This is a genomic window from Papillibacter cinnamivorans DSM 12816 (assembly GCF_900176335.1).
GTDB lineage: Bacteria > Bacillota > Clostridia > Oscillospirales > Oscillospiraceae > Papillibacter > Papillibacter cinnamivorans.
Window position 1 is genome coordinate 247,835 of record NZ_FWXW01000004.1, and the last position, 14,465, is coordinate 262,299.

Annotated in this window: 14 protein-coding genes; 1 reads left to right on the forward strand and 13 read right to left on the reverse strand. The window is 56.5% G+C overall.

Annotated elements, in window-relative coordinates:
• Positions 1-35 precede the first annotated feature (35 nt).
• Positions 36-257: a FeoA family protein gene (locus B9A13_RS08050; RefSeq protein WP_084234629.1), complete on the reverse strand. Its 222-nt coding sequence runs from the start codon at positions 255-257 to the stop codon at positions 36-38.
• Positions 258-280: 23 nt separating this feature from the next.
• Complete coding sequence (locus tag B9A13_RS08055) at positions 281-493, reverse strand: FeoA family protein (protein WP_084234630.1); 213 nt, start codon at positions 491-493, stop codon at positions 281-283.
• Between the two features lie 208 nt (positions 494-701).
• Between B9A13_RS08055 and B9A13_RS08060 the strand changes: the two genes are divergently transcribed.
• Entirely contained in the window at positions 702-1,070 is a 369-nt protein-coding gene (locus B9A13_RS08060; protein ID WP_084234631.1) for a metal-dependent transcriptional regulator, read from the forward strand.
• A 956-nt stretch (positions 1,071-2,026) separates the two neighbouring features.
• Here the strand turns inward: B9A13_RS08060 and B9A13_RS08065 are convergent.
• The 11 genes from B9A13_RS08065 to B9A13_RS08115 form a co-directional block, all read right to left on the reverse strand.
• Positions 2,027-3,253, reverse strand: coding sequence for a Zn-dependent hydrolase (locus tag B9A13_RS08065; protein ID WP_084234632.1), 1,227 nt, complete (start codon positions 3,251-3,253; stop codon positions 2,027-2,029).
• Between the two features lie 33 nt (positions 3,254-3,286).
• The gene (preA, locus tag B9A13_RS08070; RefSeq protein WP_084234633.1) at positions 3,287-4,789 is read right to left on the reverse strand and encodes an NAD-dependent dihydropyrimidine dehydrogenase subunit PreA; all 1,503 of its coding nucleotides are present in this window, start codon (positions 4,787-4,789) and stop codon (positions 3,287-3,289) included.
• A gap of 18 nt (positions 4,790-4,807) precedes the next feature.
• Entirely contained in the window at positions 4,808-6,208 is a 1,401-nt protein-coding gene (hydA, locus tag B9A13_RS08075) for a dihydropyrimidinase (RefSeq protein WP_084234634.1), read from the reverse strand.
• Between the two features lie 117 nt (positions 6,209-6,325).
• Positions 6,326-6,907, reverse strand: a complete 582-nt coding sequence (locus tag B9A13_RS08080) for a CD3072 family TudS-related putative desulfidase (protein WP_084234635.1) — start codon at positions 6,905-6,907, stop codon at positions 6,326-6,328.
• Between the two features lie 23 nt (positions 6,908-6,930).
• Complete coding sequence (locus B9A13_RS08085) at positions 6,931-7,989, reverse strand: ABC transporter substrate-binding protein (RefSeq protein WP_084234636.1); 1,059 nt, start codon at positions 7,987-7,989, stop codon at positions 6,931-6,933.
• 15 nt (positions 7,990-8,004) lie between these two features.
• Positions 8,005-8,778 (reverse strand): ABC transporter permease, encoded by a 774-nt coding sequence (locus B9A13_RS08090; RefSeq protein ID WP_084234637.1) that lies wholly within the window; start codon positions 8,776-8,778, stop codon positions 8,005-8,007.
• 1 nt (position 8,779) lies between these two features.
• Complete coding sequence (locus B9A13_RS08095) at positions 8,780-9,568, reverse strand: ABC transporter permease (RefSeq protein ID WP_084234638.1); 789 nt, start codon at positions 9,566-9,568, stop codon at positions 8,780-8,782.
• A 2-nt stretch (positions 9,569-9,570) separates the two neighbouring features.
• A complete protein-coding gene (locus B9A13_RS08100) occupies positions 9,571-10,395 on the reverse strand; it encodes an ABC transporter ATP-binding protein (protein ID WP_084234639.1) in 825 nt (274 codons plus the stop codon).
• 94 nt (positions 10,396-10,489) lie between these two features.
• Positions 10,490-11,641 carry an iron-containing alcohol dehydrogenase gene (locus B9A13_RS08105; protein ID WP_084234640.1) on the reverse strand — a complete coding sequence of 384 codons (1,152 nt, stop codon included), beginning with the start codon at positions 11,639-11,641 and terminating at the stop codon, positions 10,490-10,492.
• Between the two features lie 15 nt (positions 11,642-11,656).
• Entirely contained in the window at positions 11,657-12,982 is a 1,326-nt protein-coding gene (locus B9A13_RS08110) for an aminotransferase class III-fold pyridoxal phosphate-dependent enzyme (RefSeq protein ID WP_084234641.1), read from the reverse strand.
• Positions 12,983-13,150: 168 nt separating this feature from the next.
• Positions 13,151-14,308, reverse strand: a complete 1,158-nt coding sequence (locus tag B9A13_RS08115; RefSeq protein WP_084234719.1) for a PucR family transcriptional regulator — start codon at positions 14,306-14,308, stop codon at positions 13,151-13,153.
• Positions 14,309-14,465 lie beyond the last annotated feature (157 nt).

The following is a 14,465-nucleotide window of genomic DNA, read 5'->3' on the forward strand; positions in this document are numbered from 1 at the left end:
GAAATCTGCGGGGCGAGTCCGCCGGCCGCCCCGCTTTACTGCACCGATATCAGCTCGGCGTCCGCTTTGCGAAGGGACAGTGCGTACCCCCGCACCGAGATTTCCAGGGGATCGCCCAGGGGCGCCACCTTGCGGATAAAAATCTGCGTGCCTTTTGTAATCCCCATATCCATGATCCTGCGTCTGAGGGCACCCGTCCCGGTGACTTTGGAAACCGTGACCGTACGCCCGCAGGGAATTTCCCTGAGTGTCTGCATAGCTGCTGCTCCTTTCCGTATTTTCAGATCAGTATCTTGTTTGCCATTTCCCGGCTGACGGCAACCCGGGAGTCCTTGACGCTGACAATCACGCTGCCGCCGTTTTCGGCGATAACCGTGACGGCGCTCCCCGTCACAAAACCGAGGGACTCCAGAAACTGCCTGATTTCCGTCTTGCCGCCGATTCGCTTGATAGTAGCTTCTTCTCCCGGTTTTGCCATAGTAAGAGGCACCATGCATCCCCCCTGAATTTTGGGGTATCCCGATGTTATTGAATACCCAATATAGGTTAGGTTCATCTAACTAAATTAAGGTTAGCACAAACTAACCGGCTTGTCAATACGGTTTTGGAAAAATCCGCAGGTTTCCTCCTTTGCATTCCGAAGGATCCTGTGGTATCCTATGGGAAAGAGGGTTTACCGGCCGTGAAAGGGGAGAGGCAGCGTGAAGATGCAGGAATCCGCCCAAATGTATCTGGAGACCATACTGATATTAAGCCGCAGGCATCCCCAGGTCAGATCCGTTGATATTGTCGGCGAGCTTGGATATAAAAAATCCAGCGTCAGCGTAGCCATGAAGCATTTACGGGAAAACGGCTATATTGAGATGGACCACGACGGTTTTATCGCACTCACCGGAGAGGGGAAAAAGATTGCCGAAACCATGTACGAGCGGCATACGTTTTTATCCGACTGGCTGGTCAGCCTTGGGGTGGACGGAGCCGTCGCCGCGGAGGACGCCTGCCGGATGGAGCACGTCATCAGCCCGGAAAGCTTCGGGGCCATCAAGCGGTATGTGGAGGAAAAACCCTGACCGCAGCTTGAATTGTACTTTAAAATACCGCTGTGAAGCTGTTATGGCCTCGCAGCGGTGTCTTGTTATTTGATCAAAACTTTAAATCCTCTCAAATGCCGCACAGGGTATGTTTTTACAGAAACAAAAAATTACCCCCAGCGGGGAGCGCGTGCTCCCATCCGAAGCTTTCGTAGTCAATCTTTTTTGTTAATAAGCTTTTTAAAGAGAACGGGTATTACGCGCCTCCGGCGGGGGTTCATTTTTCCACTCGCCGGGAAAAAGGAACGAAAAAGCGGCGCCAAGAGGCCCCGGCCCCTTGGATTCCTACGGAAAGGCTCGGTGTCAAATGAGCCTCCAAAAGAACCCGGCCATAACCGGAATGAACCGCAAAGACAGCTCATAATACAGGAGCTCTCATTTTCAGCCCGCGACCGGCCTTCCGAAAACTGGCCTTAAGCGGCTCAGAAAGTCTGCTAAAACCTTCTGCCTGTGACGTCTAAGAGGGGCTGTGCATCAAATCCTGTTCCGATAGCGGGACATAATACATAAAAAGGCATGCGAAAACACTGAATTCCAGAAATGCTTCATAAGCCTGGAAGCTTGTAAAACAGTGAATCTTCTAAACGTCGCGCAAAGTACGTTTTCGCAGACTCATTAAGCCCCACAACCTCAACCCCGGAGAGCTCCGATCGCGGGCTCAAAAACAGACCTCTTGCCATAGAGCTGTCCGTGCGTTTGAAACTGCCGAAAGTCAATTACTTATTAAGAGCGCCCATCGGAGCACCCTCTCCTGAGATCCAAGAGGGCGGAGCCTCCTGGTCCGTTTTTGGTGACTTTTTGCGGAATCAAAAAGTTACCCCCAGCGGGGAGCGCGTTTCTCCCGTCTAAAGCCTTTACGAAGAATTGGAATCAAAAAGCTCCCGCGAAGAAAACCGGCAAACCGGTCTCCGCGGGAGCTTTGATTCGAAGCAGGATTACATTTTGTCGATCAGCAGCAGGGTGCGCAGCAGCACGTTTGCCCCCTTCAGGCAGGCGGAAACCGGAGTGTACTCCAGTTCGCAGTGGCTGTGCCCTTCCACGCTGGGGACAAAGATCATGGTGGTGGGGATCACGTCCGCCACATACTGGGCGTCGTGACCCGGCCCGCTGTACATCCGCATGTTGGTATACCCGCATTCCTGGGCGCTCTTTTCCACGATGTCCACCAGCTCGGGCGCGTAGGCTACCGTCTTGCGGGACCAGGCCTCGGCGTAGCTCACCTTGCATTTTTCCACCTCGGGCGGGATTTTACGGATGATTTCCAGCACTTGGCGGAGGACGGCGGGATTCTGATGCCGCGCGTCCAGGGTAAACTTCACCTCGTCGGGGATGATGGTGTGGATATTGGGGTGACAGGAGATTTTCCCCGTAGTGTACACCAGCTTGCCGTCCAGCTCGTCCAGCTCGTCGTGAAGATATTGAATGGTTTTCGCCGCGGCGTACAGAGCGTCCTTTCGGTATTTCATGGGAGTGGTGCCCGCGTGGTCCGCCTGACCCAGGAAGGTGAATTCGTAGTTGATCATTCCGCATACGCCTTCCACCACGCCGATGTCATACCCTTCGGCCTCCAGCACGGGCCCCTGCTCCACGTGCAGCTCCAACAGGGCCATGTGCTTGTCGGGGGAGAGCCGGTTTTTTTCATCTCCCGCGTATCCGCTTTCCCGGAGCGCCTGCCCAAAAGTATAATCCGGGATATCCTTGGCGACCGACTGGAGCATGGTTTCCTTGTCGAATTTTCCGCAGATGACTCCGGAGGACATCATGGCCGGCTCAAAACGTGCGCCCTCCTCGTTGGTCCAGACTATCACGGTGATAGGGTGCCGGTGGGGAATGTTTTCCCGTACGATCGTTTCCGCCGCCTCCATGGCGGTGAGCACGCCCAGGACCCCGTCGTAATTGCCCCCCTGCTTCACCGAGTCCAGATGGGACCCGGACAGGATGGCGGACAAGTTCTCGGAGCCGGGAAGGGTGGCGTACATATTTGCCATGTCGTCCGTCACCACCTTGGCGCCGATGGCCTCCATCCTTTTTTTGAATTCCGCCCGGGCCGCCAGGGCTTCCGGCGACAGGGAAAAGCGGGTGATTCCTCCCCGCCCCGTATCCCCGAATTTGCTGAAGGTCCGGATTTTATCCTCCAGCCGCTCCAGACTGCACGATACCATGTGAAACATCTCCTTTAAAATTACCTGAAAAAATTACTGATTTTTTGGAACCCGCGTACCCGGGGTGATCGCTCCGGCCGGGCATACGGTAAGGCACAGGTGGCAGCCCACGCACCTGCGGGGGTTCAGAAGGGGCTTTCCGCTGCCGGGCTCCTGCCGGATCGCCTGATGCCCGCCGTCCAGGCACGACAGGTAGCACCTTCCGCACCCCAGACAGTTTTCCCGGTGAAATTTGGGATAGCTGATGCTGTCCCTGTTCAGATCGTCCGCGGGAAGGATGTTGGGAAGAGCCTTTCCGATGATTTCGGAAACGGAGGAGTACCCCTGGGAAGCAAGGTAATACTTCATTCCCTCGACCATGTCTTCCACGATTCGGTATCCGTACTGCATGACGGCGGTGGTCACCTGGACGGTCCTGCAGCCCAGGGCGAGGAACTCCGCCGCATCCAGCCATGTTTCGATGCCCCCCATGCCGCTCAGCTCGGCTCCCCTGAGCTTTTCGCAGATAGACAAAGAGTGGATGAAGCGCAGGGCGATGGGCTTGACCGCCTTGCCGGAATATCCCCCCACGCTGGTTTTTCCGTCCACCTCGGGACCGGACACGAAGCTCCCCGGGTCCACGTTCAGAATGCTCTTGATGGTATTGATGGCGGCGATTCCGTCCGCTCCCGCCTCGTAAGCGGCGATGGCGGGGAGCTCCATATTGCCGAGGTTGGGGGTCATCTTTGCGAGAATGGGAAGATGCGTTCCCCGCCGGACGGCTCTGGTATATGCCGCCACCAGTTCGGGGTTCTGCCCCACGTCCGAGCCAAGGCCGTCGGCCGCCATGTGGGGACAGGAAAAATTGCACTCGATGACGTCCGCTCCCGCCTCGGTCATGAGACCGGACAGGACGGTCCATTCCTCCTCGCTTCTTCCCATGATGGAGGCCACGAGGATCTTGGTGGGAAAGTCCCGCTTCAGCTGCCGGATGCAGGAAAGATTTTCCGCCAGAGTGTGCTCCGAGATCTGTTCGATATTCTTGAAGCCCACAAAGGGAAGGGCTTCCTTTCGCAGAGCGTCGAACCGGGGGGAGACCTCCTTTGGGACAAAGGTGCCCACGGTCTTGAAGACGGCGCCCGCCCAGCCGGTTTCAAAAGCCCGGGCGATCATCTCATAGTTGTTTGCCACCACCGAGGAGGAAAGGAAAAACGGGTTTTCACAGCGGAGATTGCAGAATTTGACCGTCAGGTCCGCTGCCCCCCCGGGCTTTTCCAGCGTGGAGGCGTATTCCATGACCCTGTCGATTTCCACGGGACCGGTGAGCTTTCCTTTCAGGCAGGCCCTCATGCAGTCCTTTGTGCGGCAGGTGCGGCAGGGCAGCTCCTCCGGCAGCCGGGCCGCGGCACCCATAGTATTTTCAAAGCGCAGGGCCCGGAGAATCCGGTCCGGCTCCAGACCAAAGGGGCAGGCGGCGGCGCAGGGAGCTCCGCTGCAGAGAAGGCAGCTCCCCGCCTCCCCCCGGAGGAGTATGTCTCTGTATGGTATCTCGCCCAATGAAATCTCCCTCCGATTCTATCCGGAAGTCTCGCGCTTGACAAAGCGCCCGTATCCGGGCGTTCCCACGAAAGCTCCGTCTTTATATACCAGTTTTCCCCGCACATAGGTCTCTGCGGGATATCCTTGGAGGGTCTTTCCCTCCCAGATGGTGTGATCGTAGTCCGAATGCATGTTTTTTACCGAAACGGTAAAGGAAAGGTTGGGATCATACAAAACGATGTCCGCGTCCTTTCCCACCGTGAGGGAACCTTTTTGCGCGCAGCCGAAGATCCTGGCCGGGTTTTCCGCGCACAGCTCCACTGCCCGGCCGAAGGAGATTTTCCCCTCGTTGGCCGCCGAGAGCATGTAGGGATACAGGTTTTCGATACCGGCGCAGCCGTTGGGGATTTTGGTGAAGTCGTCTTTGCCCCAGTCTTTTTCATAGCTCATGAAGGGGCAGTGATCGGTGGCCACCGTGTCGATGTCGCCCTTCCGGATGGCGTCCCACAGGGCCTGCCGGCTCTCCTCGCCCTTCATGGGAGGGGAGCAGACGAAGTTCCTGCCGTCTTCCCGCTTGTAGACCTCGCAGGTGTACTCCAGGTATTGGGGGCAGGTTTCAATGTAAATTTTGTGCCCCTCCCGTTTGGCGGCGACTGCCGCCTCCAGACCTTCCTTGTCGGCCATGTGCACGATATAGAGGGGTGCGCCCACCGACTTGGCCCAGTGGACCGCCCGTTTGTCCGCCTCCGCCTCCACAAATTCCGGGCGGGAAAGATAGTGGTACCACGGCGAAGTCTTGCCCTCGGAAAGGAATTTTGCGATATTCATGTCGATAACGTCGGGGTTTTCCGCGTGGATATTGGTGATGGCGCCCGTCTCCTTGGCTTTCAGCAGGACTTTGATAAGGGTGGCGTCGTCCACCATCATGCCTTCCTTCTTATAGACCAGAAAGCACTTGAAGCTGGTGACGCCGTAATCCACCGCCGCCTGGAATTCCTCCAGCAGCGCCCCGCCGTTGAGGTCGGTGATGCAGCAGTGGAAGGCGTAGTCCACGCAGGCCTCCGGCGCGCAGAGCTCCTGACGGGCCTTGACGGTTTCCAGGATCCCCTTGCCTTTTTTCTGCATGGGGTAGTCGAAGACGGTGGTGACCCCTCCGCAGGCGGCCGCCCGGGTCCCCGACAGATATCCGTCCGCGGAGACGGTCCCGCCGAAGGGCATGGCCAGGTGGGTATGTGCGTCGATGGCGCCGGGCAGGACATACTTTCCCTCCGCGTCCTTGATGGAGCCCCCCTCGGTTCCCAAATCGGCGCCGATGGCGGCGATGGTCCCGTTCCACACGCCGATGTCCGCCCGGTAGGTGACGGACGGGGTGACCAGAACGCCGTTTTTGATAATCAGGTCGAACAATTTTAAGCCTCCTTCCAGTTTGATTTGCATACTCGTATATTGCATAGCGTCGTGATAAAAGAATGCGGAAACGGGGTCATGCCCCCGGGCCCCGCATATGGGGAGGGGCCTGCCTGCATACGGGCAGCAGGCCCCTCTTTGAAGCGGTTAACTGCAGACGCCTTTGATGAATGCTTCGAAATCAGCCAGGATTGCGTCCATGTCGGCGGACTCGTCGTCCAGCGCCAGGCCGTAGAAGGGGGGCATTTTCAGTCCCGCCGCTTCTATGGCCGCCTTCAGCTCCTCCATGAAAACGCCGGAGCCTTCCACCAGCGCGTCGTTGTAATTGAGCTCCACCGGGGATCCCCCCCAGTTTTCGTCCCAGCTGGTGACGGTGACGCCGCAGGTGGGCGAGCCGTCGCAGCTGAGAACGGCCACGGTCTCGTAACCCGCCTTTTCATATTCGGCCATGTAGATTGCCATTTGATCCGCGAGCTTCCTGCAATGGGACCGGAAGCCGACGGAATCGTAAAGGTTTTTGGTGGTCCACCAGCGGTTGACGCCCATGTAAAGAGTCTCGGGACAGGGCATCTGATTGATTCCCAGGTCGTACTTGTGAAGGGTGTCGAACACTTCCTTGCACATGCCGGGGTAACGGCCCAGGCCCTTCACCTTGTTGTTTGTGTTCAGAAGACAGCTGGAAACAAACACCGATTTTTTGCTTCTGGCGTCTTCAAACCTGTCTTTCATTGCCGATTGCCTCCCTTTCCGGTTCAGTTGCCCGTTGCCTCTTTCCAGTAGGTGGAATTGAAAGTGGTTTCATCCACCACGGGAGTGGCGGCGAGATCCTTGTTGTATTTGACGAGGTAGTCAGCGGTCTGCTGTACGGCGTCCATGTCGATATAACCGATCTTGTTCGTATCGAAGCCTTCGGGGGCGACAAGCTTGGCCACTTCGGCTGCCATGTACTGCTGATGCGCTTCCGAGATGGAACCGCAGTAGTTGTAGCAGAGGGTTCCGGCGGCGTCGGTGTCGGCCAGGGCTTCTTTCCAGCCCTTGATGGAGGCCCGCAGGAACCGGACCAGGAGATCGTGGTTGGCTTCCGCCCACTCGTTGGTACAGAACAGGCAGTCTTCCAGCATGGCCACGCCTTCCTCGTTCATATCGATCACATTGACTTCGTCCTCGGAGAAGCCCTCGTTGTAGAACAGCTTCAGCTCATTGTAAGTCATGGCGGAAGCGGCGTCGATGCTGCCCTCGGCCACCTGGTCCATGGTGTAGTCCTGCTGGACCATGGTCACGGAATCCATAAGGCCGTATTTTTCCAGGAGGGCGTATACCTCATATTCGTTGCCGCCGAACCAGCTGCCGATCTTCTTGCCTGCGAGATCGGCCGGAGAATTGATCCCGGAGGATTTTTTGGATACCAGCAGGAGGCCGGAATTCTGGAACATCTGGGCAACCTCCGTAAGATCGTACCCCTGAGCCTGGTAGGTCATAAGGCTGGAGACCCAGGTGACGCCGATATCGGCCACGCCGTTGTACACGTTCTGCTCGGGAATGATGTCGCTGCCGCCGGCGAGGATCTCAATGTCGATGCCCTCGTCCTCGTAATAGCCTTTTTCCTTGGCCACCAGATACCCCATGAACTGGGAGTGGTCAATCCATTTCAGCTGCAGGGTGAGGTGATCCAGCTGCGTGCTTTCGGTGGGAGTTGCCTCCGGAGCGGCGGTGGGGGTTGCCGTTGCCGAGCCGGAGGAGCTGCTGCAGCCCGCAAGTAAGGTTGCGGCAAGCGCAAAGGACAGCAGCAGGGCCAGTAGTTTCTTTTGCATAAGACATTCTCCTTTTTATTTATTCTGCGAAGCATGCCATTTTACGGCTCTGCGCTCCACCAATGTAAGAACGGAATACAAAAGCATTCCGACCAGTGCCGCCATTACGATGCACGACCAGCCTTTCGCCATCATTGCCTTCCGGAGGTTGTCCTTGATGGAAAAACCCAGCCCGGCGGTGGAAGAGGCGAAGTATTCGCTGATCATGGCGGCGATGAGACCGTTTGCGATGTTGATTTTCAGCGCGGTGAAGATACTGGGAAGGCTGTTGGGCAGCCGCAGCTTGAAAAACTTGGCGGAGCCCGGCGCGGCGTAAGAGTCCATCAAATCCAGGGTAAAGGGCCGCAGATCGTTGAGCCCCCGGTAAGAGTTGATGGCCATGGTCGCCATGCATACGACAGTGACGACGCCCACCTTCTGGCCGAACCCGTCGTCAAACCAGCGGTTCATGATAGGGGACAGGGCCACGATGGGGATGGCGTTGAAAAGCGATACGAGGGTCAGCCCCGGATACCCCCATTTCGGGAACATGGTGGCAATCACGGCCACCAGAAAGCCCAGCAGAGAGCCGATGATCATTCCGGTTAAAGCGCCGGATGCCGTAATCCAGGTGTCGGAGAGCATTTTTGGAAGATTGTCGATCACCGTTTCCAGTATGGTGAGGGGAACGGGAAGCTGGAACGGTTTGAAATGCAGCAGCGCGTGGATCCCGCCCAGCTGCCAGACGGCGAGGAAAGCAACCCCTACGGCTAAGGGCCACAATACTTTTCCGGCTTTGCCTGCTGTCATGTTAAGCCTCCTTCCGCCGGGCCCACGGGACAAATATCCGCTCCAGCGCGACCACGATGTAATAGCTGATAAGCCCCATAAATGCGCACATCACCACGGCCGCCCAGAATAAATCCTTCAGTCCGCCGTAAAGGGAGTACATGAGCTGCACGCCGATCCCGCTGCTGGAACCCAGCATATCCACCAGGATGGAGGCAGTCACCGAAAGGGGAGCCGCAATTTTAAGCCCCGCGAAGAGATAGGGCGCGGCAAAGGGCAGGTTCAGCTTCTGATAGATGGTGGGAGTTCCGGCGGCGTAGGAATACATCAGATCCTTTTTCAAGGGGTCCACCGCTTTCAGCCCGCTCAGGGTGTTCACCGCCACGGGGAAAAAAGTGATGTAAGCCGCGATTACGATTCTGGAGGTGTCCATATCCCGCACCAGAGTAAAAATAATGGGGGCAAGGCCCAGAACGGGGATCATCTGGGAAGCGATGAGATAGGGAAAGGCGATGTCCTCCATCGTCTTCGACAGGCTCATGAGGATTGCCAGGAAAAAGCCCACGGCCGTGCCGATCAGAAACCCGATAAGCGCCCGGGAATAGGTTACCAGCATGGCGGAAAAAAGCTGCCCGGCGTAAGAAACAAGGCCCAGCACGACGGAGTGGAAATAGGGAAGCTTGGCCGGGGCCATGGGATCGTGGAGAACTGCGTCGAGAGTATAGGCTCCCAGCTCCCAAAGCGCTATGATGGCAACGATCCAGACGGCCCAGACGACTGCTCTTTCCGCTTTTTTTGATTTTAGCCTCATTCTCAAACACCTTCAAAGCTGTTTCGGATTTTATTGACATACTCGTAAAATTCGGGCATCTGCTTTGTCTGAAGGCTCCTGGGCCTGGGGAGATCAATATCCACCACCGCCGACAGGCGGCCGGGATGGGGCGAGAGCACAACCACCCGGTCCGACAGGAAAACGGCCTCGGAAATGCTGTGAGTGACAAAGACGATGGTCTTCTGGGTCTTTTCCCAGATGGTCAGTAGATCCTCCTGAAGCTTTTCCTTGGTGAACTCGTCCAGGGCGGAAAAGGGTTCGTCCATGAGCAGGATCTCCGGCTTGACGGCCAGGGCCCGGGCGATTCCCACCCGCTGCTGCATGCCGCCGGACAGCTCGTGGGGATATTTCGTGCCGAAGTTGTACAGTCCCACCAGCTCCAGCATCTCGGTGACGGTGGCGGTGCGCTGCTTTTTGGGGATCCCCATAATTTCCATGGGCATGCAGACGTTTCTGCGCACCGTTCTCCAGTCGTAGAGCACCGGGCTCTGAAACACAATGCCGTACTTTTTCTGCATCCGGATCTCCCGTGGGAAGAGGCCCCGGACGATGATTCTCCCCGAGGTCGGCTGCTGCAGGTCCGCGATGGCACGCAGCAGGGTGGTTTTTCCGCATCCGGAGGGCCCCACCAAAGAGATGAATTCGCCCCGCCGGATATCCAGGCTGACATTGGAAAGGGCGACGACAGGCTCCCCGCCTTTATTGTCGGGAAACTGGACCGTAAGGTCTTCAATTCGTATTTCATTGCGGGGCGCGGCCGTACTTGTATGGCCGGTATGTAAGGCGGCTTGTTCCGTCGTGCTCATGTTTTTCTCCTTCCTGTGGTAAAAAAAGACGTAATGCTTTCGCATTACGTCTTTGTAATCGGAATGATGAATGATAAAAGATCCGGAAGCTTTATTACCAGAGCCGGCTGTACAGAAACAGCAAATCTTCCTCGGATACGAATTTGACGGTGTTGGACGGGCTTCCGCTGGCCATGGCGTCCTTTGCCATTTTGGGCGCGGCCCTGAAAAATTCTTCCTTTGAAATTCCGTAGTCCGCCAGGGTGGGGATTTCCAGAACCCGGCACAGCTCGCCCAGCGCTGTCAGAAAGCTCTCCGCCGCCGTCCGGTCATCGCACGAAGGCGGAGCCGCTCCGATAATGCGGGCAAGCTCGGCAAACCGCCGGGGACATCCGTCCATCGCGAAAGACAGGCAGGTGTGGATCAGCATGGCGTTGGAAAGCCCGTGAGCCACGTGGAAGAGGGCGCCGATGGGCCGGCTCATGCCGTGGACCAGCGTCACGGAGGCGTTGTTGATGCAGACTCCCGCCTCATACGCGGCCAGGGCCATCTCTTCCCGGGCTTTTAAATTCCCGCCGTCCCGGTATGCCTCGGGAAGAAAAGTGAAAATGCGGCGGACGGCGTCCAGGGCGTAGAGATCGGTGAGAGGGGTCGCCTTCCGGGAGGTATAGGATTCCACCGCGTGGGTCAGGGCGTCCATTCCCGTCGCAGCGGTGACGCCGGGAGGTGCGGACAGGGTAAAGTCAGGGTCCAGGACGGCAAGCTGCGGCAGGAGTGCGTCTCCCTTCAGGAGCATTTTGACATCCTTTTCCGTATCGGTGATGATGGTGAATTTCGTAGCCTCCGAACCGGTCCCCGCGGTGGTGGGGATGAGAACGACGGGAGGAAAATCGCCCCGGATCTCCTGTCCCATGAAGTCGGAGATTTTGCCCTTCAGCACCGTCATGGCTGCGATGGCCTTGGCGCTGTCCAGCGGGCTGCCGCCTCCGATTCCGATGAGAAAATCGCAGCCGTCCTCCCGATACCGGCGGACTCCCTCTTCAATCATCCGGTCCGTGGGTTCTCCGGTGATGCCGTCGAATACGCTGTACCCGATCTTCCGGGTATTTAGCAGTTCTGCAAGCTTTTTCATGGCATCGGTCGTGACGACGATCTTACCGGTCACCACAAGAGCTCGCCGGCCGAAGCCGGTTAAGATGTCCCCGCAGCCCTCCAGGGCGTTTTGTCCCACCAACGTGCGGCCGGGGAGCATAAATTGGTATGACATGGCGTTTCCTCCGGATTACAGCATCTCTTTGTCCACGATTCCCAGCACCTCGTCCAGCTTTGAAAGCTCTTCTGTAAGCTGGGCTTCCGTGATAATGAGGGGAGGGGCGACCAGGACGCAGTTTTCGTGGGAATAGGTCATGAACCGGCGGGCCGACAGGAGCTTTATGATTTTTCCCATGAGGCCCTCCGGGTCTTTGCCGTAAGGCACCAGAGGCTCCCGGGTTTTTTTGTCCCGTACCAGCTCCACCGCGGAAAACAGGCCGATATACCGGACGTCTCCCACGCAGGGGTGGGCTTCCTTCAGCTTTTCCAGGGTTTCTCCCAGTGCTTTTCCCACCCGGTTCACGTTTCCGAGAATATCCGCTTCGCCGTAATACCGTACGCAGGCGAGCCCTGCCGCGCAGGCCAGGGGGTGCCCGCTGTAGGTAAGGCCGCAGGAGAGAAGATTGTCGTCAAAGTATGCGGCAATGGATTTGCTTACCACGACGCCGCCCAGAGGCACATATCCGCAGGTGACGCCTTTGGCGAAGGTCACGATATCGGGTTTGACGCCGAAATGCTGGAAGGCGAACATGGTTCCCGTCCGGCACCATCCGGCCATCACCTCGTCGCAGATCATCAGGATCCCGTATTTGTCGCACAGGGCCCGCACGCCGGGGAGATACCCCTTTGGAGGGATGATGACTCCGTTGGAGCCGGTGATGGTTTCCATGACGATAGCCGCCACCGAGCTTGCCCCTTCGTAGCCGAGCTGTTCTTCCAGTTTGGCAAGGTAATAGGCCGTTGCCGCTTCTTCGGATTCAAAGGAGATTGCTTCCCGGTATATGTAAGGGTCGAAAAATTTCACAAAGCCCGGAATTCCGGGCTCCAGCGGAAACCGCCGGGGCTCGCCGGTGAGGTTGCCGGCTCCGAAAGAGGAGCCGTGATAACTTCGGTACCGGCTGAACACCTTGTTGCGGCCGGTGTACATTCTGGCCATCTTTATCGCGTTTTCATTGGCGTCGGCCCCCGCGTTGGTGAAAAACACCTTTCCCATGTTGTCCGGCATGAGCCCGATGATGGTTTTTGCAAGCTCGCTTCTGGTTTCCACGGCGTAGGAGGGAGCCATAAAACAGAACCGATCCACCTGTGCCTTGATGGCGTCTCCGATGGCCCGGTTTCCGAAGCCCAGGTTCATATTCACCAGCTGGGACGACATGTCGGTATATCGGTTTCCGTCGTAGTCCCAGAAATAAATCCCCTCGGCTTTTTGCAGAGGAATGGGGTTAATGCTTTTTTGCCTGCTCCAGGACTGGAGATTATATTGTTTGTGCGCGCTTTTGATTTCTTCCCCTGTCATATCAACATCTCCCTGAAAAAAACGCGCAGCAACGGAAAACGGGCTCCATTGCTGCGTTTTATCTCGCTATGCTTTAAATGAATTATAGATCGAAGTAACTTGCAAAATCAAGGGTCAAAATGACAGAATTGCCTGTGCTTACGCACAATTCGGAAAACAAAATTGCAATTACAGGATGTCTTTGATGTAAAGACTCAGGTAAAACTTTACCTTGTCCTCCAGCTCAAAGGGATTCAGACCCGTAATGGTTTCGATTTTTTTCAGCTGGTTCGTGACGGTGTTGCGGTGGGTATACTGCTTTTCGGATACCAGAAGAAGGCTCCCGTTGTTCTCCAGATAGATCCGGAGCGTCTGCATCAGCTTCGTGTTGTTGTCCCTGTCGTACTGCTCCAGTTTTCCCATGACATCGCGGTAGTAGTCCCGGAGGATGGATTTGTCGTTGAGAGCATAGAGCATTTTGTAAACGCCCAGCCTGTCGTAGTAGGCGATCTTTTCGTTTCGCTTTTTTGCCATTTCCATGGCGGAAACGGCCTTTTCAAAATTGGCGCTCTGCTCGTGGATCCCGGTCTGGTTGGAGCTTACCCCCATGTGGAGCTGGAGCGCGGGAGCCTGCCGTTTCACTTCCTCCGAAAACCGTGTGAGGAAGCTGTCCATCTCCTCCTCCTCGTAATCGATCAGCACAAAAATGCGGTTTTCCTGATAGGGAAAGGTGATAAACGGTTCCCGGATGTCCTTTGCCGTTTTTTCCGCAATGGCCGTGATGAGGCTTCCTTTTTCCTCCGTGCCGGGCTCGATGCAGGAGATGCAAAGGCTGATAAAACAGAACCGGCTTTCCGCCTGATAGCCATACTGCCTGAGCTCGGCGATGCGGGATTCCGCATGGCCCGGGGAAAACAGGATGTCCTTCAGCGCGGAGACGATGTTGTTTTCCATCTGCTCGTTGCGCATAATACGGTGGCAGAAGTCCCTTGTCATGTCCACCATTTTTGTTTCCCAGGGGATGGTGAAAAGCGGCATGTCGATCTCGTCGCAGTACTGTATAACAGCCCCGGGAATTTCCCGGGTATGCGGCCCGAGGTTTACCACCATGGCGCTGGCCCCCGCCCGGTGCAGCCGCTGAGCAAAGCGCAGCATCCAATCCTCCCGGCGGTTCAGGATTCCGGCGGTGAAGACCAGTTCGCCGCCGTGCAGGAAGGATACGACGGTCTCGTCTTCGATGATGTGAACCCATTTGACCAGGTTGGAAAGGCCGCCTTTTCCGGCAAGCAGCTCCATCTTGTAGAGAAAACTTCCGTTTTTATACAATTTTTTCACCATAATTGCCATACATATCACCTGAAAAATGAAAAAAGGCGCTGTAAATCCCTTTACAACGCCTTTGTTTTGCATACCTTTTCTTCTATTATATTTGTGTACTATACCACATTTGGCTCAAATCTGCAATACAATTTTTTGCAGGGCCGGCCGTGAAGCGCCCAGGCAG

Coding starts and splice junctions, on each gene's coding strand:
- B9A13_RS08115 (WP_084234719.1), bottom strand. CDS start 14,308: ATGGCAATTATGGTGAAAAAATTGTATAAAAACGGAAGTTTTCTCTAC.
- hydA (WP_084234634.1), bottom strand. CDS start 6,208: ATGCAAATCAAACTGGAAGGAGGCTTAAAATTGTTCGACCTGATTATC.
- B9A13_RS08055 (WP_084234630.1), bottom strand. CDS start 493: ATGGTGCCTCTTACTATGGCAAAACCGGGAGAAGAAGCTACTATCAAG.
- B9A13_RS08065 (WP_084234632.1), bottom strand. CDS start 3,253: ATGGTATCGTGCAGTCTGGAGCGGCTGGAGGATAAAATCCGGACCTTC.
- B9A13_RS08110 (WP_084234641.1), bottom strand. CDS start 12,982: ATGACAGGGGAAGAAATCAAAAGCGCGCACAAACAATATAATCTCCAG.
- B9A13_RS08085 (WP_084234636.1), bottom strand. CDS start 7,989: ATGCAAAAGAAACTACTGGCCCTGCTGCTGTCCTTTGCGCTTGCCGCA.
- B9A13_RS08050 (WP_084234629.1), bottom strand. CDS start 257: ATGCAGACACTCAGGGAAATTCCCTGCGGGCGTACGGTCACGGTTTCC.
- B9A13_RS08090 (WP_084234637.1), bottom strand. CDS start 8,778: ATGACAGCAGGCAAAGCCGGAAAAGTATTGTGGCCCTTAGCCGTAGGG.
- B9A13_RS08095 (WP_084234638.1), bottom strand. CDS start 9,568: ATGAGGCTAAAATCAAAAAAAGCGGAAAGAGCAGTCGTCTGGGCCGTC.
- B9A13_RS08105 (WP_084234640.1), bottom strand. CDS start 11,641: ATGTCATACCAATTTATGCTCCCCGGCCGCACGTTGGTGGGACAAAAC.
- B9A13_RS08080 (WP_084234635.1), bottom strand. CDS start 6,907: ATGAAAGACAGGTTTGAAGACGCCAGAAGCAAAAAATCGGTGTTTGTT.
- B9A13_RS08100 (WP_084234639.1), bottom strand. CDS start 10,395: ATGAGCACGACGGAACAAGCCGCCTTACATACCGGCCATACAAGTACG.